General features: G+C 61.3%; 16 protein-coding genes, 1 tRNA gene, 2 riboswitches and 1 other annotated feature. Of the genes, 9 read left to right on the plus strand and 8 right to left on the minus strand.

Annotated elements, in window-relative coordinates; translation table 11 throughout:
• Positions 1-8: 8 nt before the first annotated feature.
• The 4 genes from ASD36_RS25555 to thiB form a co-directional block, all read right to left on the minus strand.
• Complete coding sequence (locus ASD36_RS25555) at positions 9-1520, minus strand: M48 family metalloprotease (RefSeq protein ID WP_060502724.1); 1512 nt, start codon at positions 1518-1520, stop codon at positions 9-11.
• Between the two features lie 283 nt (positions 1521-1803).
• Positions 1804-2520 carry a thiamine ABC transporter ATP-binding protein gene (gene thiQ, locus ASD36_RS25560; RefSeq protein WP_162246339.1) on the minus strand — a complete coding sequence of 239 codons (717 nt, stop codon included), beginning with the start codon at positions 2518-2520 and terminating at the stop codon, positions 1804-1806.
• Positions 2513-4156, minus strand: coding sequence for a thiamine/thiamine pyrophosphate ABC transporter permease ThiP (thiP, locus tag ASD36_RS25565; protein ID WP_082511994.1), 1644 nt, complete (start codon positions 4154-4156; stop codon positions 2513-2515). The genes thiQ and thiP overlap by 8 nt, the downstream gene beginning before the upstream one ends.
• 385 nt (positions 4157-4541) lie before the next feature.
• Positions 4542-5552, minus strand: coding sequence for a thiamine ABC transporter substrate binding subunit (gene thiB, locus ASD36_RS25570; RefSeq protein ID WP_060502722.1), 1011 nt, complete (start codon positions 5550-5552; stop codon positions 4542-4544).
• A gap of 39 nt (positions 5553-5591) precedes the next feature.
• A riboswitch (TPP riboswitch) is annotated at positions 5592-5712 on the minus strand.
• 135 nt (positions 5713-5847) lie between these two features.
• Between thiB and ASD36_RS25575 the strand changes: the two genes are divergently transcribed.
• Entirely contained in the window at positions 5848-6171 is a 324-nt protein-coding gene (locus tag ASD36_RS25575) for a hypothetical protein (RefSeq protein WP_060502721.1), read from the plus strand.
• 30 nt (positions 6172-6201) lie between these two features.
• Here ASD36_RS25575 and ASD36_RS25580 read toward each other — a convergent pair whose 3' ends face one another.
• Positions 6202-7704, minus strand: a complete 1503-nt coding sequence (locus ASD36_RS25580; RefSeq protein WP_060502720.1) for an MDR family MFS transporter — start codon at positions 7702-7704, stop codon at positions 6202-6204.
• 120 nt (positions 7705-7824) lie between these two features.
• On the opposite strand from ASD36_RS25580, the gene ASD36_RS25585 reads away from it, so the two are divergent.
• From ASD36_RS25585 to ASD36_RS25595, 3 genes are all read left to right on the plus strand, one after another.
• Positions 7825-8349 (plus strand): MarR family winged helix-turn-helix transcriptional regulator, encoded by a 525-nt coding sequence (locus ASD36_RS25585; RefSeq protein WP_060502719.1) that lies wholly within the window; start codon positions 7825-7827, stop codon positions 8347-8349.
• A 237-nt stretch (positions 8350-8586) separates the two neighbouring features.
• A complete protein-coding gene (locus ASD36_RS25590) occupies positions 8587-9237 on the plus strand; it encodes a thiamine diphosphokinase (protein WP_060502718.1) in 651 nt (216 codons plus the stop codon).
• Positions 9238-9239: 2 nt separating this feature from the next.
• A complete protein-coding gene (locus tag ASD36_RS25595) occupies positions 9240-11066 on the plus strand; it encodes an ABC-F family ATP-binding cassette domain-containing protein (RefSeq protein ID WP_060502717.1) in 1827 nt (608 codons plus the stop codon).
• Positions 11067-11236: 170 nt separating this feature from the next.
• Here ASD36_RS25595 and ASD36_RS25600 read toward each other — a convergent pair whose 3' ends face one another.
• Positions 11237-12703 (minus strand): SulP family inorganic anion transporter, encoded by a 1467-nt coding sequence (locus ASD36_RS25600; RefSeq protein WP_060502716.1) that lies wholly within the window; start codon positions 12701-12703, stop codon positions 11237-11239.
• A 70-nt stretch (positions 12704-12773) separates the two neighbouring features.
• Positions 12774-12829, minus strand: a sequence feature (sul1 is cis-regulatory element that is thought to sense ions involved in sulfur or methionine metabolism; They are found in Alphaproteobacteria).
• Positions 12830-13086: 257 nt separating this feature from the next.
• On the opposite strand from ASD36_RS25600, the gene ASD36_RS25605 reads away from it, so the two are divergent.
• Positions 13087-13668 carry a cation transporter gene (locus ASD36_RS25605; RefSeq protein WP_060502715.1) on the plus strand — a complete coding sequence of 194 codons (582 nt, stop codon included), beginning with the start codon at positions 13087-13089 and terminating at the stop codon, positions 13666-13668.
• Between the two features lie 735 nt (positions 13669-14403).
• Here the strand turns inward: ASD36_RS25605 and ASD36_RS25610 are convergent.
• Positions 14404-14835 (minus strand): DUF4345 domain-containing protein, encoded by a 432-nt coding sequence (locus tag ASD36_RS25610; protein WP_060502714.1) that lies wholly within the window; start codon positions 14833-14835, stop codon positions 14404-14406.
• 163 nt (positions 14836-14998) lie between these two features.
• A riboswitch (SAM riboswitch) is annotated at positions 14999-15076 on the plus strand.
• Between the two features lie 74 nt (positions 15077-15150).
• Here ASD36_RS25610 and metA point away from each other — a divergent pair.
• The 4 genes from metA (at position 15151) to ASD36_RS25630 (ending at position 18624) form a co-directional block, all read left to right on the plus strand.
• The gene (gene metA / locus ASD36_RS25615) at positions 15151-16077 is read left to right on the plus strand and encodes a homoserine O-succinyltransferase (RefSeq protein ID WP_037097288.1); all 927 of its coding nucleotides are present in this window, start codon (positions 15151-15153) and stop codon (positions 16075-16077) included.
• 56 nt (positions 16078-16133) lie between these two features.
• Positions 16134-16526 carry a GNAT family N-acetyltransferase gene (locus tag ASD36_RS25620; RefSeq protein ID WP_347360143.1) on the plus strand — a complete coding sequence of 131 codons (393 nt, stop codon included), beginning with the start codon at positions 16134-16136 and terminating at the stop codon, positions 16524-16526.
• Between the two features lie 135 nt (positions 16527-16661).
• A complete protein-coding gene (locus ASD36_RS25625; protein ID WP_112834764.1) occupies positions 16662-17678 on the plus strand; it encodes an aldose epimerase family protein in 1017 nt (338 codons plus the stop codon).
• Between the two features lie 178 nt (positions 17679-17856).
• Positions 17857-18624: an SDR family oxidoreductase gene (locus ASD36_RS25630; protein WP_060502712.1), complete on the plus strand. Its 768-nt coding sequence runs from the start codon at positions 17857-17859 to the stop codon at positions 18622-18624.
• Positions 18625-18699: 75 nt separating this feature from the next.
• On the opposite strand, the gene ASD36_RS25635 is transcribed toward ASD36_RS25630, so the two are convergent.
• Positions 18700-18774 (minus strand) — tRNA-Gly (locus tag ASD36_RS25635).
• Between the last annotated feature and the right edge of the window lie 140 nt (positions 18775-18914).

Consider the following 18914-nt stretch of genomic DNA (forward strand, 5'->3'; position numbering starts at 1 on the left):
GTCTGCATCTATTCCGAGATGATCTTCACCTTGTCGCCCGGCTTCACCGTCGAGGTGATCTGCATGGCGTTGATCAGCCGGAAGAGATCGAGCTTGCGGTCAGTTCCCATCATCCGGGCCGAAAGCGTGGCCAGCGTATCGTTCGCCTTGACGGTCACGACACGGATGCGCAGCGGCTTCAGGGCCGCGGCCTCCTGCGGCGTCATGCGGCGGAAGGAGGCGCGCAGCACATCGGCCGTCGGCTCCAGGCTCGGCGCGCCCTTCGGCACGGCGGTCAGGAACCGGTAGATCTGCGTGTCGATCCGGATCACGGTGACGTCGAAATCCCAGCGCTCCGCCGATGCCCGTGCCGTTGCCGCCTCAAGCCCGTTGATCGTCACGGCATGGATCGTATCCGGCTGCAGGCCGGTTACCCAGCCGCTGCCGATATAGTCGGTCAGGCTGCGCTTCTGCGCATCGGCCACGCCGTCAAAGCGGATTGCCGTCTCGTTCGGCCCGGTCGCAAGCACCGCCTCGGCCTTGTTGTCGATCTGGAAGCCGGCCGGTACATCGAAACGGATGCCGAGCGTTCCGTGCAGGAACGTCTGGCCACGGACATAACCCTCCTGCGGGCTGTCGCCATAGAGCAAGCCATCGATCCCGGCGAGATAATAGTCGCGGCCGCGATCACCGACAGCGCCTTCTGCGCCAAAGGCACGGGCATGGCGGCGGGCGAGATCGACGCGCTGCGGCGCGCTCGGATGGCTCGACAGGAAGTCCAGGCTCTGGTCGCTGTCCGGATCGACCGAGGAGAACCGGCTATAGGCTGCCATCGAATCGAGGAAGCGTGCCGCCGCATAGGGATCGTACCCGGCTTCACCGAGCATGCGCACACCGATGACGTCGGCCTGCAATTCCTGATTGCGCGAGAAGGCCGCCAGGCGCAGCTTGCCCCGCGCCAATGCCTGCTTGCCGGCCAGATCGCTCGACAGCACTTCGGACACGACGCGGCTGGCAATCACCTCTGCCTCTTCGCGCTGCTGCCGCTCGATGCCATGGTTGGCGGTCACGTGTGCCATCTCGTGGGAGAGCACAGCGGCCACTTCCGAGGCATCGTCTGCGAGCGCCAGAAGGCCGCGCGTCACATAGAGATAGCCACCCGGCAGCGCAAAGGCGTTGATCGCGGGCGAGTTGAGGATGGTGATGCGATAGGACTGGTTCGGGTTTTCCGAAACCGCCGTCAAAGCGCCGGTGATACGGGCAACCAACCGCTCGGTCTTTTGATCCTGATATTCGCCGCCGTAGCTCGCAACGATGCGCGGATGCTCGCGGGCGCCGACCTGGGCGCGCGGATCGTTCTTCTGGACTTCCTCGACGATCTGCGGATTGGAGGACGGCGAAACCTTGGGCTCATAGGTCTGCTCGATCACCGACTGGCAACCCGACAGGAGCAGGGCCCCGAACAACGCCGCGACGGCGCGATAGGACACGCCGAAGCCCGTTCCTGAATCCCGCTTTTGCGTTCCTGCCGTTCTGCTCATCGCCTCAGCTCGTTTCCAGTCTTCAGCCCAGCCGCGCAAACAGTCAGTTGATCGCGCGGATGCAAATTCAGTATTCTTTACAGCCGTATAAATAGGTCTGGCGCCAGTTACGGCAATGACCTGCTGTAACCTATTCGCGCCATGCGTGCCTAGCATACACCCATAGAAATAGTTTCCCCGTGATATCCCGGCAACGCACACCCAAACGTGAACGCGCAAGATAGCCAAAGCGCCGTCGCACAGGGTGTCGTTCAAATTGTGGCAAAAGCATCGCAGGCGATGCTCATCGCCCCAGAAACCGGGCGACCGCCGGAAGATCGGTATGCTCGAGAAACTGCGTCACCGGCTCATGCAGGAGAATGCGGCCCTTGTCGAGAAAGAGCACACTGTCTGCCAGCGTCCGGACGTCGTCAGGATGATGTGTAATGATCAGGATCGTGTGACCTTCCTGCTGGTGCAGATCAAGCAGAAGGCTGCTCATCCCGGCCCGCAGGCCCGGATCGAGCGCCGCAAACGGCTCGTCGAGCAACAGGACCGGCTTGCGGCGCACCAGCGCCCGGGCGAGCGCCACCCGCTGGCGTTCGCCGCCGGATAAGGTCGGCGGCAGGCGCTTGCCAAACCCCTCCAGTCCGACGCGCAGTAGCGCGCTTGCGATTTTCGCCTTTTCCTTGATGCCAAGCCTCAGTGCCGGATCGATGCCGAGACCGATATTGGTGGCGACGTCGAGATGCGCAAACAGGTTGTGCTCCTGAAAGATCACCGAGACCGGCCGTTCGGCAGGATCGCGCCCGGCAACATCTTTCCCGAGAATCTCAACCTGGCCGGTATCCGGTGTTTCGAACCCGGCGATCACATTGAGCAGCGTCGACTTGCCGGAACCGGATGCCCCCGTCACGGCAACGATCTGTCCCTTGCCGACGGCGCAATCGAAATGTAGTCCGGTTTCATCGAACTGGACCCGCACGTTGTCGAGACGAACAGCGATATCCGTTTCAGGCAGTGACATCTTTTCTCCTCTGATCGTCAGCCCCTGCCCGCGGCGTCCCGGCGATCGTTAGCACCAGGCAGACAAGCCCGAGAAACAAGGCCAGGCCCGCCGCATCGGTCGAGCGGTAACCTGCCATGCGGCTGTACAGCAGCCAGGGCAGCGTCACCATATCCTGCGAGCCGAACAGCGCCACGGCGCCGAGATCGCCAAGTGACAGGGCGCAGGCAAAAGACAGCGCCATCAGCAACGGCCTGCGCAAACCCGGCCAATCGATCAGCCGCAGACGATGCCAGCCGCTGAGACCAAGGCTGACCGCAAGTTTGGCCGTGCGGGCCGTATGCGTGGCCATTGCCGGTTCCAGCACGCGATAAACGAAAGGCAGCGCCATCAGCGTATTGATCAGGATGACCAGCAGCGGCGCAAATCGTGCGACATCTCCGAACGGCCGCAACAGCAAAAACCAGCCAGCCCCCAGAACCACCGGCGGCACCAGCAGCACCAGCGACGAACTGGCAAAAATCCCCACAGCCAGCCCCCGAAGAAGCACCGCTGGCCGCCTCGACGACAGGGCTGCCTGCCGCGCCCGGATCATGAGGGAGGCGGAGACAACACAAAGCAGCCCCGAGATCAGCGCAATGACGATACTGGTGATCAGCGCCCGCCGCACCATCGGATCCCCGGCAAGCTTGACGAGATCGGCACGCAGGCCGGAAGAGACGACCGAGCCGAGCGGCAGAGCCAGAAACAGAACGGCAAGCGCGATCACCAGTCCGTCGCCTGCCCGACCAAACCCACCGCGTCCATCAAAGCGGCGCACCCTGCGCCCGCCGCCATGCCCCTCGTCTGCCGCAGGTGTGAGCAGCCGGATCGCAACCAGCAGCGCGGCGGTCACGGAAATCTGCAGCAGCGACAGCGCGATAGCCCGTGGCGGATCGAAATCGAAGCGCAGCGCCTGATAGATAGCAACCTCGATCGTACTCGCCGCCGGCCCGCCGCCCAGCGTCAGCACCAGCGTAAAGCTGGTGGCGCAAAGCATGAAGATCAGCCCGGCAATGCCGGGCAAAAGCCCACGGATCACCGGCCATTCGATAAAGCGGAAAATCGACAGCGGCCGCATGCCGAGATTGGCCCCGGCCAGCCAGTATTCGCCGGGAATACGCTCCAGCCCGCCCAGCATCAGCCGGGCGGCGAGCGGCATGTTGAAAAAGACATGGGCAACGAGAATGCCCGACAGGCCGTAGATGCTGACCGGCTGGTCGAGACCGATGGCCACCAACGCGGTATTCAAAGCGCCCTGCCGTCCCCAGATGCCGATCAGTCCCAAAGCTGCCACGAGCGCCGGCAGCCCCAGCGGCAGCGCCATCAGCCGGATGATCCAGACACGGCCGGGGAACGCCGCCTGCCGCGCCAAGGCCCGCGCCACCGGAATGGCAAAGACAATCGACAGAACGGTCGAAAGCGACGCCTGCAGCAGCGTGAACCGGGCCACGCGCCAGACATAGGCATCGAACACCACGCCGTCATTGGCGGATCCCGGCTCGTCGAAAGCCAGGAGTGCCACCGCCGCCAGACAGACGAACAGCACAATGCCACCGAGGCATAGCGCCCCGGCAGTCAGTGTCAGACGTCGTTCCATGCGGTTGATCATGATGGCTTCGTATTGCTTTCGGGCGTCGCCTCGCCCTTTCTTCTCCCCAGCGGGGAGAAGGTGGCCCGCAGGGCCGGATGAGGGGGCCAAACACTCAGAATGTGCCGAACCGCCCCCTCATCGCCTCGCAGTCGCTCGGCACTTCTCCCCGCTGGGGAGAAGAAGAAATGATCGTCCCGGCACATCCAGTTCCTGTTCATCGCCGCCAGCCACTCATCAATCCAGACCTCCAGCCACCTGAGAACCTTGGCCCCTCACCCTAGCCCTCTCCCCGCACGCGGGGAGAGGGGATGACAGAGCTTGCCGCAAATCCCTTCTCCCCGTCACAACGGGGAGAAGGTGGCCGACAGGCCGGATGAGGGGCAGGCCTTGCCCAAACGAGGTGCTAATTCTTGCTCATCGCAGCCAGCCATTCGTCGATCCAGGCCTTGCGGTTAGCCGCCACTTCATCCGACGACATCAGAAACGTCTTTTCCGGCGCCACCAGCTTGCCGAATGCCTCCGGCAGCGGTTCCTTGGTGGCGGCAACCGGCATCATCCAGTTGGTCGTCGGGATGATCGACTGGAATTCAGGGCCGGTGACGAAGGTCAGAAAATCCTTGGCGAGCGCCGGGTCCTTGGCAGCCTTGGTCATGCCGGCGACTTCAATCTGGATATAGTGGCCTTCGGAAAAGGCAGCAGCCTGATAGCGGTCTGTATTTTCGGCAACCATATGGTAGGCAGGCGACGTGGTGTAGGAAAGCACCATCGGCGCTTCGCCCTTGGTGAACAGGCCGTAGGCTTCCGACCAGCCTGGCGTGACGGTCAGAACACGATCCTTGAGCTTGGCCCAGGCGGCACCGGCCTCATCGCCGTAGACCGATTTCATCCAGAGCAGCAGGCCAAGCCCCGGCGTCGAGGTGCGCGGATCCTCGATGACGATCTTCTGGTTCGGATCGCCCTCGACCAGTTCCTTCAGGCTCTTCGGCGGCTCCTTCATCGTCTCAGTGTCATAAACCACGGCAAAATGGCCGTAATCATAGGGAACGAAGGTATCGTCGGTGAAACCACCGGGAACCTTGACGGCCGAGGTGTCGATGCCATGCGGCGCAAAGAAGCCGGTTGCCTTGGCTTCGGACACAAGATTGGTATCGAGGCCCAGCACGATATCGGCCTTGGACGACGCACCCTCGAGCTTCAGCCGGGTCAGGAGTTCGACACCATCGGCGACGCTGACATAGGAAACCTTGCACCCGCAGGTCTTTTCGAAGGCTTCCGCCACCTTGGCGGCGGGCCCCCATTCGCTGGTGAAGCTTTCATAGGTATAGACCGTCAGCACCTTGTCTTCGGCCGAGGCGGAAAACGCGATGGTGAATGCAGCAGCTGCTGCGAGAAATGGAATGATTGCCTTGCGCATCCGCGCCTCCTCATAAATCCAAAATTGGGAATAGGGCGCTGGAATGTGCCGTCTAATCCCTCCGCCGGTACAAACCGGATCAGGTTCTTCGGGTTGGCTTTTGAATAGCCTCTCAGCCGAACGTTCCATAAAAGAACGGCCGGCACCCCGTTAGAGCAGGAGGAGGTTTAGACCCGGGCGAAATACTTGGCAAGTGGGGATTGTTGCCCCGCCCGATTACCGCAAAGCGGACATAATCCCATGACATGGGGCCTTATTGATTGAGAAATTTAGAGTGATACTGGAGATACGCCCGATGACCGAGACGTGCCGCATCCTTACCCCCGCCGAACAGAAAATCAGCGGCATAATGGTACGAGCCGAGCAAGCAATGATGGCGGCCATCTACAAAGCTGTCGAGGATGCCACCACGCAGACCGCCAATGAATTGCGTTCGATTGGCGCGCAGGACGAAGCGCCGGCATATGATTACTTTGCGGCCACCGCTCAACAACAGCTTTTTTTGTCGCAATGCGGCGCCGACCCCGAAACGCTTGAAGGCGGAAATCCCGAAATCGCCGCCCAGATCATCACCAATTATCAGAACATCTCCGACCACTACTGGCGCAAAAAAGGCTGAAGTACCGGCCGAAAGACGACGGCCAGCCCCTCATGCCGCCGGCTTCTGCGGCAACCTTACCGCTTTCAGGCTGATGGCCGCGATGAGCGAGATCAGCGAGATACCGCCAGCCGTCAAAAACAGCGGCAGGAAGGCGGCCGTATAGCTATCAGCCACCAGCTGGCGGGTCGCCTCCGGTAATGTCGACAGCACCAGCGGCGTCAGCTTTTCGATATCGGCAACACCCGGGATCGCCGTGGCGCCGCGGGCAAGACCTGCCGCGATGATTGCACCATAGATCGAGATGGCAATCGAGGCGCCGCCCATCCGTGACAGGGTGACCGCGCCGGTCGCCGCCCCGACATCACCACGCGAGGCGATGTTCTGCACCGCGACGATCGGCACCTGCTGGCCAAACCCGATGCCGATGCCATGCAGCGCCATGATCGCGCAAATCACATAAAGCGGCGTACCGGGCTCAATCTGGGTAAAGATGAGCAAGGCCAGAACCGTCAGGCTGGCGCTGACGATGGCAAACGGCTTGTAGCGGCCCGAGCGCGAAATCAGCCTCCCTGCCGTCAGCGAGCCGCAGACGATACCGCCGGTCAGCATGATGAACAGCAAGCCAGCCAGCGACGGCGACAGCCCCGTCGTCGTCTGCAGATACAGCGCGAAATAGTTGACCATGCCGATGCCGACGGCACCGCTCGCCAGCGAAATCACCAGCATCAGGCTGAATGTCGGGTTGCGAAACAGTGTCAGGGGAACGATCGGCTCCGGCGCCCGGCGCTCGACAACCACCCAGGCCGTCGCGCAGACCACGCCGAGCGCAACGATCGCCAGACTGCCGAATGAAAGTAGCGAGCCAAACAGTTCGGCACCGTCGCCCAGAAGCACGACGCAGGTTACCGAACCCGCCAGCAGCAGCGCACCGGCATAGTCGATGGTCGGACGGCGTGTCGGGCGGCGGTAGGGCAGGAAGACGAACAGGCCGATCAGCACCGCGATGCCGATCGGGATATTGATGAGGAAGATCGAGCGCCAGCCGAAATGGTCGCTCATCGCCCCGCCAAGTACCGGACCGACGGCCCCGGAGGCCATCAGGACGAGGCTGGAATAGCTCTGGTAGCGCGCCCGCTCGCGCGGCTCGAACAGATCGGCGTTGATGGAAAAGATCGATACCATGATGCCGCCGCCACCCAGGCCCTGCAGCACACGGGCGGCAATCAGCGTGTTCATCGACACGGCAAGACCACAGGCGATCGACCCCAGCGTGAAGATCGTCACCGCCGTGACCATCACATATTTGCGGCCGAACAGATCGCCCAGCTTGCCGTAAAGCGGCATGACGGCACAGGTGGCCAGCAGATAGGCCGAGCCGATCCAGCCGAAACGCTCCATCTGGCCAAACTCGCCAACAATGGTCGGCAGCGCGGTGGCGACAATCTGGTTGTCCAGCGTCGCCATGAACAAAGCCGTCATCAGGAAGAAGAAAAGGGTGAGCCGCAGCGCTGGGCTCGAAACGAGCGGCGCCGGCGCGATGTGCATGTCCATGGGAGCGTTCCGGTTGGTTTTGGCAATTTATGTGCTGTTAGCATATATTTGTCAACAGCACATTTATGCCGAGAGCATATTCATGCTTTATGGATCGCGCTTGTTTTGCTAGGATCAGCCATGGATCACGCACCTTTGCCCCTGGAATGCACATCTGAGACCGGAGAGCCCGAGGCCAGCCGCGCCCTGATCGGCCGCTCGATGGGCCGCTGGCGCACGATGATCGGCCGCCGCGTGCTGGCGCGCCTCGCCATCAGCAATGTCGCGCCCAGTCTCGAAATCACCCATCTCGACGTTCTCGATGCCGTCAGGCGGGCCGAACCGGAGGGCGAAGTCACGGTCGGCACCATCGCCGGGATGATGCGCATCGATCCCTCCCGCGCCAGCCGCATCGTCGGCGAAATGGTGGCGCGCGGCGCTCTGAGGCGCGAGGCCTCGCAGGCCGATGCCCGCCGCATCATCGTCGTGATGACCGAGCTCGGCCAGCAATTGATGGGCGAAATCCAGGCGGTCAAGCGTAACGTCATCGACAGCGTGCTGGCCGACTGGCCGGAAGAAGACGTCGCCAGCTTCTCCCTCCTCTTCGACCGCTTCGTCACCTCCTTCGAACAGGTCTGCACCACCCCCGGCAAGGATACGGATTAGCGGCGATCTCCCTCTTTTCCATAACGGGGCAAGGGCGAGCGGCAGACACCCTCTTCTCCCCGGCGGGGAGAAGTGCCGAACGCAGTGAGGCGATGAGGGGGCCGCTCGGCAATTTCTGAGCGTGTGGCCCCCTCATCCGGCCCTTTGGGCCACCTTCTCCCCGCCGGGGAGAAGAGAACACCAAATCCACGCCTGCCCCTTCCCCTCATCCCCCTGTTTACGCTATGGCCATGCGCCATGAGCAAACAGGCTTTTATCATCTTGATGGGCGGTCCCCTGACGCCGACGGACAGGCTTGCCACCCAGCTTGCCGGCGCCCGCGTCATCGCGGCCGATGGCGGCATGCGCCATGCCAGTGCGCTGGGGCTAAAGCCGGAGCTCTGGGTCGGCGATTTCGATTCCACGCCGGATGCCCTGATCGCCGAATGGCCGGATGTCCGCCGCGAGCCCTATCCCGCCGCCAAGAGCGAGACCGACGGCGAAATCGCCGTTGCCACCGCCCTTGAGCGCGGCGCGAAAAGGCTCATTCTCGCCGGCGCGCTCGGCGGCGAGCGCAGCGACCATGCCTTCATGCACCTACTTTATGCCGCCAAGCTTGCCGAAGACGGCATCGAGATGCTGCTCACCTCCGGCGAGGAGGAAGCCTATCCGCTGCTGCCCGGCAGCTCCGTGATCGCCCTGCCGAAGGGCAGCCTGTTTTCCATCCTCGGGCTCGATACGCTGACCGGTCTTTCCATCGAAGGCGCCCGTTATCCGCTCAGGGATTTTCATCTGCCGTTCGGCTCCTCGCGCACCGTTTCCAATGTCGCCGAAGGCACCGTCCGCTTCACCCTTTCCTCCGGCCGGGCGCTCATCCTTGCCCGCCCTCATGATTTTTCGGGAGCCTGACCATGGCGCCACCCATTCTGAAACTCGATGATATCGTGCTCTCCTTCGGCGGTACGCCGCTGTTGAACGGCGCCAATCTGCAGGTTGAGCCCGGCGACCGGATCTGCCTTGTCGGCCGCAACGGCTCGGGCAAATCGACCCTGATGAAGATCGCCGCCGGCCTTGCCGAGCCGCAGTCGGGCGAAACCTTCCGTCATCCCTCCGTCACCGTCCGCTACCTGCATCAGGCGCCGGATTTTGACGGTTTCGACAGTGTTCGCGCCTATGCGGAAGCAGGCCTCGGCCCGAGCGACGACCCCTACCGCGTCGCCTACCTGCTCGAACATCTCGGCCTGACGGGCGATGAAGACCCAACGCAGCTGTCCGGCGGCGAAGCCCGCCGCGCGGCGCTTGCCCGCGTCATGGCGCCGGAGCCGGATATCCTGCTGCTCGACGAGCCGACCAACCATCTCGACCTGCCGACCATCGAATGGCTGGAAGGCGAGCTGATCAAGAGCCGCTCGGCCCTCGTGGTCATCTCGCACGACAGGCGCTTCCTCGAAAAGGTTTCCAACGCCACCGTCTGGCTCGATCGCGGCCAGTCGCGCCGCCTCAATCAGGGTTTTGGCGCCTTCGAGGCCTGGCGCGACAAGGTGCTGGAAGAAGAAGAGCTGGAGCAACACAAGCTCGGCAAGGAAATCGAGCGCGAGGAACACTGGCTGCGCTACGGCGTGACGGCAAGGCGCAAGCGCAACATGCGCCGCCTCGGCGCGCTGCAGGACCTGCGCGCCAAGCATCGCGGCCATAATGGCCCGCAAGGCTCGGTGCAGGCGACCGTCTCCGACGCCCGCGAATCCGGCAAGCTGGTTATCGAGGCTGATCAGATCACCAAGACCTATGGCGAGCGCACCATCGTCGCCCCCTTCTCGATCCGCGTCCATCGCAGCGATTGCATCGGTCTCGTCGGCCCGAATGGCGCGGGCAAGACGACGCTTCTGAAGATGCTCACCGGCCAGATCAAGCCCGACAGCGGCTGGGTCAAGCTCGGCACCAACCTCGAGATCGCCACGCTCGACCAGCGCCGCGAGGACCTGAACCTTGAGGATACGCTGGCCCATTACCTCACCGACGGCCGCGGCGACAACCTGCTGGTCAATGGCGAGCAGCGCCATGTCACTGGCTATATGAAGGAATTCCTGTTCCAGCCCGAACAGGCGCGCACCCCGATCAAGAACCTGTCGGGCGGCGAACGCGCCCGGCTGATGCTCGCCCGCATCCTGTCGCGCCCGACCAACCTCTTGATCCTCGACGAACCGACCAACGATCTCGATATCGAAACGCTCGACCTGCTGCAGGAAATCGTCGCAGGCTTTTCCGGCACCGTCATCCTCGTCAGCCACGACCGTGACTTCCTCGACCGCACCGTCACTTCGACCATCGCGCCCGCCAATCCGGATGCGCCGGATGGACGCTGGATCGAATATGCCGGCGGCTATTCCGACATGATGGCCCAGCGCAAGGGTGCTGCCGACGAAAAGAAGCGCACGGAAAAAGCCGAAAAAGCCAAATCCGCCAGCAACGACGGCTCGTCCTCCGCCCCCAAGACCGGCAAGGGCAAACTCTCCTTCAAACAGAAATTCGCGCTGGAAAACCTGCCGAAGGAAATGGAAAAGGCCGAAGCCCAGATCGCCAAACACGAAAAGGAAATGGCCGACCCGAATTTGTTTTCCAAGAACCCCACGCGGTTTTCGGCGCTGGCTGCAGAGCTCGAAAAGCTACGAACCTCGATCACGAAGATGGAAGAGGAATGGCTGGAGCTGGAGATGTTAAGGGAGGAGATCGAGGGGTAGGGCACGCGGCACCGAGCCGCAGAATGATTGCTTTGCGTCGTTAGCGGGGAAAGACGAAAGCTGCCATATCACTGCGGTGTAACGATGTGCGCCATCGGCCCGATAGCAGCCTTCTCAAACGGCCTATGGCAAGATTCCGCTGCCATAGGCCTCATTCAACTGGGTTGATTTCAGATTTCTTTAAGTCTCGGGGTGCTGTCGAGACTGCCAATCAGAGTAGCACTTGCATCATTCACCCCCAAAACAACGGGGGTTGTGCCATGGGCTTTAAACCGCTCCACCACCTTTTCCAGTGCTGCAACTGCTGTGATATCCCAGAAATGAGCTTGCGAAACATCTATCGTCACGGCCATGCCGTGTGCTTCCTCGATGTCGAATGCCTCGATGAAAATATCGGCCGAGGCAAAGAACACTTGTCCGGACACGCGGTACATCATGTGAACTGCGGCAGCATCGATCTCCGTTTCGACCCGCAGCAGACGAGCAACCTTGAAGGTGAAGAACACGCCGCTCAGAAGAACGCCAACCGTGACGCCGAGCGCAAGGTTTGAGCTGAACACCGTAACGAGAACCGTCGCCACCATGACGGCACTGGACATCTTCGGGTGAACAACCAGCGTCTTCAACGAAGACCAATCGAACGTATCGATAGACACCATCACCATGATAGCAACCAGTGCAGCGACGGGAACTTGAGAAACCCACGGCTTCAACAGGACCATCAAAACCAGCAGGAACGCACCAGCAAAGAGCGTGGATAATCTGCCTCGTCCACCATATTTCACATTGCTGACGGTCTGGCCGATCATGCCGCAGCCGGCTATTCCGCCGAATAGGCTCGCGGCCATGTTGGCGATGCCAAGGCCGGTACACTCCCTGTTCTTCGGGCTTGGCGTACCGGTGAGATCGTCGACAACACTTGCCGTCATCATCGATTCCAGCAGGCCAACCATGGCAATGGCAAGCGCCGGTCCGGCGATGATCGTCAGGGTTTCCAATGTCATCGGAACCGCGGGCCAGCCAAAGCCCGGAAGGGAATCGGGAAGTTTGCCAAGGTCGGCAATTGTCATGACCGGCAGCTGAAAGGAGATCGATGCCGCCGTCAGGACCAGAATGCAAATCAGCGGCGATGGGATGGCATTGGTTATCCGGGGTGCAAGGTAGATGACAGCCAGTCCGGCCGCCAGCATGCCATAGGAAAGCCAGTCTCCCCCGATGATATGGGGCAGTTGGGCTGCGAAAATCAGGATTGCAAGGGCATTGACGAAACCTGTGCGTACAGATTTCGAAACGAAGCGCATTAACACTCCGAGACGCAGAAGGCCGAAAACGATTTGGAACAGTCCGGCCAGCAGCCCGGCGGCGAAGAGGTAAGCAAGCCCATGGGCATGAACCAGCGGTGCCGCGACGAGGGCGACCGAACCCGCGGCGGCGGATATCATCGCCGGACGGCCACCTGTGAAGGCAATGACGATGCCGATTATGAAGGAGGCGAACAGGCCGACCTGGGGATCGACACCCGCGACGAAGGAAAATGCGATAACCTCGGGAATCAGCGCGAATGTCGCAACTGCTCCGGCGAGCATTTCGCGCATAGGATTGGCATTCCAATCCCCACGAATCGAAGAAAATTGCATTTGATGAGTTCTCGCAAAGCATGGCGAACCGCGCTATCGGGCGGTCGGTTGAATTGGCATGCAGGTTTTGCGTGGTCTGGCGGATCGGCGGCCAGAAGAGCCACCCGGAATTACACCGGGTCCGTGGTGAGTGGATGTGTTCTACCGAAGTTTTCTCGCATTGCAATATGGAATAGCTACGACTCCAATGAGGGCATTTTCCGGACGCGGCATGCTGAAGTGGACTGGCTGCTTTCAAGAAGTCGAGAAGGTCATGGCAAGACCGGGGGTAACGGCGTTAAGTGGAAAGTATTTCCGATGGGAAGACTGCAGGAACTGTCCGTCACCCAACCCGCGCTGCGCATTCAAACAAGATATGACCGAACCAGAAAGGGTAACAGTCCATGGATAACGGGATTCGACGGGTCGTCCTGATCGTCGCGCTGGCGAACCTGGCTTACTTCGGGGTCGAGTTTGCTGTCGCGCTCCGGATCGGGTCTGCGTCGCTTCTGGCGGACAGCGCGGATTTCTTCGAGGACGCGTCCGTCAATCTCTTGATCTTCGTCGCAATTGCATGGTCAGCGAGGAACCGAGCCCGTGCCGGAATGGCGATGTCGCTCATTCTGCTTGCTCCGGCCATCGCGTTCCTCTGGACCGCCTGGCAGAAGTTCGAGGTTCCAGTTCCCCCCGAGCCGCTCGCCCTCGGCCTGACAGGGCTCGGCGCACTGGTGGTCAATCTCTCTTGTGCCTTCCTCCTTGCAGCCTATCGGAATGCGAGCGGATCGCTGACTAGAGCGGCGTTTCTCTCCGCGCGGAACGATGCCATCGCCAACGTCGCGATCATCGCTGCCGGGGCAGTGACGCTTCTGCTGTGGCGCTCGCCATGGCCGGACCTGATTGTTGGCTTCGGTATTGCCTGGATGAACCTTGATGCGGCCAAGGAAGTGTGGGAGGCAGCTCGCAAGGAGCACGAGGCGGTGGCGTAGCTGGAATTCGTCGGATGCGAAACCGGTTGTGCCGCGAACCTGTCATTATCTGTCCATGACCAAAGGTCTGCTTTCGCCCGCCTGAACTGCTCTCCAATGGCTTAAATGAAGGAGCCAACAGTCTTTTGGAAATGCATCCGTTATGGCCGCTTCGGCCCGGTCGCACTCTTCCAAGAAAAAATTCATCCCCGCAAATCCCCGCCCTTTAAACCCGTGCGATACTTCTTGCCGTCCCATCACGGATACACCGGTTTGCGTTGCCGGCGAGATGGGGCCGGTGCCCGGATGGTTTGGCGAAACGCGCGTCAAATCCCCGGGGCTGCGTGAAAGGTGGTTCTCCTCCGGTTCGCAAATGAACCGGGCGTGCCGGGTGGTCACACCGTTCGCAAAAAACATCGAACGGGGCGCTGAGAGGTGTCACCTGTTACTACTTTACGAGGCAGCTTTCAGCGCCCCGGCCGGCCTGCTCTTTGAAAACCCACGGCGAATTTTTCGCGCGTGGACGCAAACCATGGGACATTGTTTGTGCCCAACTTCCTAAGCCCTTCCGACGGGGATGCAATGCCGCAAGAAAGACGGCTGCAAGGAACAGCAGCGCGGCAAACTCTTACTCCCTCCAAAAGGGTGAGACGGTCCTCCCAGCCAAGCCCAAGGACCGTCCCACCCGCCGTCTGCGGCAATCGCCTCGCCCCGTTACAGAGTGGGAAGAAGACGCCGACTGCCGCGCGACCTCGCTCAACTCCGGCTTTGGCTCAGCGCCGCCACCCGGCCATGCCAGATGACCAGGCAGGGCACGACGACGAGCTCCATGCCAAGCCCGAGCACATGCCCCGCCGAGGGTACGCCATCGGCAATCAGCGAATACAGCCGCGCCAGCCCACCGCTGAAGGTCAGGATTGCCAGAAGCCGAATCCGCTCCGCCTTCGTCTCGATCGCCGGAATACAGCTGTACCAGGCGAGACCAAAGGCCAGGAACAATCCGGACAGGAACCGGACATGGCTGCTCAAATCCACCGGAGGTTTTGCTTCGGCAAGAAATGCCGGCCCCATCACCACGCCCGCCAGCCCGGCAAACACCGGCAGCATCGCCAGGATGGCAATGCTCGCTTGAAGCAGGCGCCGCTGGCGGAAATCGGCCGGGCTGATCTGATAGGCAAGACTGGGCATCGCACATCCTCCTGAAGTCATCAGAGGAGTACGGGCGGGGGCGCCGCGAGGTTTCAGCAGCTCGAACACATCGGCGTGATGACAACCGAACGGCGACCATCACCGCGGCGCGCCACTCATCGGCGGGGCGCCGCATATTGATTCGCACGCCAACAGGCGCTATCTAGGAATTCGTGGTGATTTGGCCGGCCGGCTTGCAGCCACGTTAAATAAGTCGCTAAAGGGCCGTGCGAGCGCAAGCAAGCGGGGCCGGGAGCGATTCCTATCGTTGCCGGTTTTTTTGTGCCGGTCTGTTCGTTGAACCGAGTGTTGCCCATGCCGATCAAGATTCCCGATACGCTGCCTGCCTATGAAACCCTCGTCAAAGAGGGCGTGCGGGTGATGACCGAAACCATGGCGGTCCGCCAGGATATCCGGCCGCTGCAGATCGGCCTGCTCAATCTGATGCCGAACAAGATCAAGACCGAAGTGCAGATGGCGCGCCTCGTCGGCGCCTCGCCGCTACAGGTCGAGTTCTCGCTGATCCGTCTCGGCGGCCACAAGGCCAAGAACACCCCGGAAGAGCATCTGCTCGCCTTCTACGAAACGTGGGACGAGGTGAAACATCGCACGTTCGATGGCCTGATCATCACCGGCGCGCCGGTCGAGACGCTCGACTACGAGGACGTCACCTACTGGAACGAGATGCAGCAGATCCTTGACTGGACCCATACCAATGTCCATTCGACGCTGAACATCTGCTGGGGGGCGATGGCGGCGATCTACCATTTCCATGGCGTGCCGAAATACGCGCTGAAGGAAAAGGCATTCGGCGTCTACCGCCATCACAATCTCAACCCGTCCTCGCCCTATCTCAGCGGCTTCTCGGATGATTTCCAGATTCCCGTGTCGCGCTGGACCGAGGTGCGCCGTGCCGATATCGAGAAAAGGCCCGAGCTGGAAATCCTGATGGAATCCGATGAAATGGGCGTCTGCTTCGTGCATGAGAAGGCGGGCAACCGGCTCTATGTCTTCAACCATGTCGAATATGATTCGACCTCGCTGTCTGACGAATATTTCCGCGATGTCGATGCCGGTGTGCCGATCAAGATGCCGCACAACCATTTCCCGCATAACGATCCGACACTGACGCCGCAAAATCGCTGGCGCAGCCACGCGCACCTGTTGTTCGGCAACTGGATCAACGATATCTATCAGACGACATCCTATGATCTCGCCGATATCGGGAAGGACAGACGCTGACCGCAACCCTCACCATCCGCCCCATCGAATCCGGCGACGAGCAGGACTGGCGCCGCCTGTGGAAGGCCTATCTGGCCTTCTACGAAACCACCCTGCCGGAAGACATCTACGCCCTCACCTTCTCGCGGCTCCTGAGTGGTGCTGCACATGAATATGCGGGTTTTCTTGCGGTTCTCGATGGCAGGCCGGTTGGCCTTGCGCATTACCTCTTTCATCGCTCCTGCTGGCAAAAGAACTCAATCTGTTACCTGCAGGACCTGTTCGCCGATCCTGAGGTTCGCGGACAGGGGATCGGCCGGGCGCTGATCGAGGCCGTCTATGCCCGGGCAAACGCGGAAAAGGCCGAAGAAGTGTACTGGATGACCCAGGACTTCAACGCCAATGCCCGCAAGCTCTATGACCGCATCGCAGACAAGACCCCCTTCATCATCTACCAGAAGACGTTCTGAAACGGATCGGCCTGTCTCTGCAGGAAGGTGATGCGAGCCTGAGGCGGCCACCGTCGTTAATTGTATGACTTTTCGGTTGCCGCGTTCAACGAAATGACGCAGTTTGCCGCCGGGAAGAGTGGAGGAAGAATACCCGTGCAGACAGAGACTGAAGTATTCGGCCATATGCCGTCCGGCGAACCCGTGCACCGCATCGTCATCAAGGGCGGCGGGCTGACCGCGCATATCCTCACCTGGGGCTCGGTCATCCAGGACCTGCGCCTCGATGGCCACGCTGCTCCTCTTGTGCTCGGCTTTGAGAATTTCGCCGATTATCTCACCCATTCCCCTTATTTCGGCGCCACGCCCGGCCGCAATGCCAACCGCATCGGCAGCGGCCGATTTGCCATCGATGGCGTCTCCTACCAGCTCGAATGCAACGAGAAGGGCGTTACCCACCTGCACGGCGGCAGCGACGGCATTGCCAAGCGCCTGTGGACCTTGATCGAGGCGGCGGAAAACCGCGCCGTGCTGCAGATCGTCGATCCGGATGGCCGCGCCGGCTATCCCGGCAATTGCACCATCACCTGCACCTACACCGTCAGCGATGGTGGCGTCCTCAACGTCCTCTATGAGAGCACCACGGACCGCGCAACGATCTGCAACGTCTGTCAGCACAGCTATTTCAACCTCGATGGCACTACCGATGCGCTCGGCCATGATGCGATGATCGCCGCCAACAGCTATCTGCCGACCGACGAGCTGCAGGTCCCGACCGGCGAGATCCGCTCCGTCGAAGGCACCGTTTTCGACCTGCGCGCCATGACGCCGCTGCGCCGCCAGCTGGAAGGCGACAAGATCGGCTACGACCACAATTTCTGCCTGGCGGACGCCCGAGGCGCCAAGCAATCCGTCGCGCTGGTGCGCAGCATCAATTCCGGCGTTTCGCTGGAAGTCCGCACCACCGAGCCCGGCGTGCAGTTCTATACCGGCTTCAAGATGGACGTTCCCGTGCCCGGCCTCGAAGGCCGTCATTACGGGCCTTTCGCAGGCTTCTGCCTGGAAACCCAGATCTGGCCGGATGCGATCAACCACGCCAATTTCCCGCAAGCCGTCCTGCGGCCCGGTGAAACGCTCAGGCAGGAAACCGATTACGTCTTCACCCGTAGCTGACCGCTCGAGAGCCGTCTGCCGCCTGCTCAGGATCAGCCTGAAGGACATGGACCGCCCCCGTTGCGGCGCGTCATCCTTTGGCACGTGTGATACTGTTTAAAGACGAAGCGCTCTAGGCTTTTGCGGTAAAACCGGATTTGATGCCCCGATCGAGGCTGCGGCAAGGGGAGGACTTGGCATGGCTGAAACGGACAGACCGAAAATCGCGTTGGTAACGGGCGGCGGCACCGGTATCGGCCGCGCCATTGCCGAAGCACTGTTGAAAAAGGGCTACACGGTCATCCTTTCCGGCCGGCGATTCGATGTTCTCCAGCATGCAGCAAAGGAAATGGCCACCTTGACCGGCGGCACGGCGCGGGCGTTCGCGGCCGATGTCGGCGACCCGCAAGCGGTCGCCAGCCTGTTTTCCGCCATCCGCCATGATTTCGGCCGCCTCGACCTGCTCGTCAACAATGCCGGCATGGGGCTGCCCGCTGTTCCGATGGAGGATATTACCTTCGAACAATGGAATGCCATCGTCGGCGCCAACCTGACCGGCGCATTCCTCTGTACCCAGCAGGCCATGAAGCTGATGAAGGCACAAACACCGCGTGGCGGCCGAATCATCAACAACGGCTCGATCTCCGCCTCGACGCCGCGGCCGATGTCAGCCCCCTACACAGCCACCAAACACGCCATCACCGGCCTGACCAAGTCGACGGCGCTCGATGGTCGCCCGTTCGACATCGCCTGCGGCCAGATCGATATCGGCAATGCCTCGACTGACATGACATCAGGGATGCGCGCTGGCATCCTGCAGGCCAATGGCGAGATCGCCTCCGAACCGACCATCCCGGCAAACCTCGTCGCCGACGCCGTCATCTACATGGCCGGCCTGCCGCTCGACGCCAACGTGCTGACGATGACCGTGATGGCGACGCAAATGCCGTATGTGGGACGGGGATAAGGAAACAGTCCACGCACCAAGGCGGCTGCTAAGATTATACCTATTTTCCTGGGAGGCTCTCCGAAGAGAAGAAAATGGAGCGGGTGAAGCGATTCGAACGCTCGACCCCAACCTTGGCAAGGTTGTGCTCTACCCCTGAGCTACACCCGCTCATCAACCTCGATCCGGGGGTAGTCGGTGGACCGTGGCGCCGCTGCGTTTGTTGTTTGCTGCGACGACGGCTATATGGCCCAGACGATTTTTAAATGCAACAGGGAAATGACGGCCAACCCAATATTTTTTTGAAGAAA

It is taken from the genome of Rhizobium sp. Root1334 (assembly GCF_001426665.1).
Classification (GTDB): Bacteria; Pseudomonadota; Alphaproteobacteria; order Rhizobiales; family Rhizobiaceae; genus Pararhizobium.

Excerpts from the sequence above, each read along its gene's own strand:
- ASD36_RS25555 (WP_060502724.1), bottom strand. The coding sequence starts at position 1,520 with ATGAGCAGAACGGCAGGAACGCAAAAGCGGGATTCAGGAACGGGCTTC.
- thiP (WP_082511994.1), bottom strand. The coding sequence starts at position 4,156 with ATGATCAACCGCATGGAACGACGTCTGACACTGACTGCCGGGGCGCTA.
- thiB (WP_060502722.1), bottom strand. The coding sequence starts at position 5,552 with ATGCGCAAGGCAATCATTCCATTTCTCGCAGCAGCTGCTGCATTCACC.
- ASD36_RS25575 (WP_060502721.1), top strand. The coding sequence starts at position 5,848 with ATGACCGAGACGTGCCGCATCCTTACCCCCGCCGAACAGAAAATCAGC.
- ASD36_RS25580 (WP_060502720.1), bottom strand. The coding sequence starts at position 7,704 with ATGGACATGCACATCGCGCCGGCGCCGCTCGTTTCGAGCCCAGCGCTG.
- ASD36_RS25585 (WP_060502719.1), top strand. The coding sequence starts at position 7,825 with ATGGATCACGCACCTTTGCCCCTGGAATGCACATCTGAGACCGGAGAG.
- ASD36_RS25590 (WP_060502718.1), top strand. The coding sequence starts at position 8,587 with ATGAGCAAACAGGCTTTTATCATCTTGATGGGCGGTCCCCTGACGCCG.
- ASD36_RS25595 (WP_060502717.1), top strand. The coding sequence starts at position 9,240 with ATGGCGCCACCCATTCTGAAACTCGATGATATCGTGCTCTCCTTCGGC.
- ASD36_RS25600 (WP_060502716.1), bottom strand. The coding sequence starts at position 12,703 with ATGCAATTTTCTTCGATTCGTGGGGATTGGAATGCCAATCCTATGCGC.
- ASD36_RS25605 (WP_060502715.1), top strand. The coding sequence starts at position 13,087 with ATGGATAACGGGATTCGACGGGTCGTCCTGATCGTCGCGCTGGCGAAC.
- ASD36_RS25610 (WP_060502714.1), bottom strand. The coding sequence starts at position 14,835 with ATGCCCAGTCTTGCCTATCAGATCAGCCCGGCCGATTTCCGCCAGCGG.
- metA (WP_037097288.1), top strand. The coding sequence starts at position 15,151 with ATGCCGATCAAGATTCCCGATACGCTGCCTGCCTATGAAACCCTCGTC.
- ASD36_RS25630 (WP_060502712.1), top strand. The coding sequence starts at position 17,857 with ATGGCTGAAACGGACAGACCGAAAATCGCGTTGGTAACGGGCGGCGGC.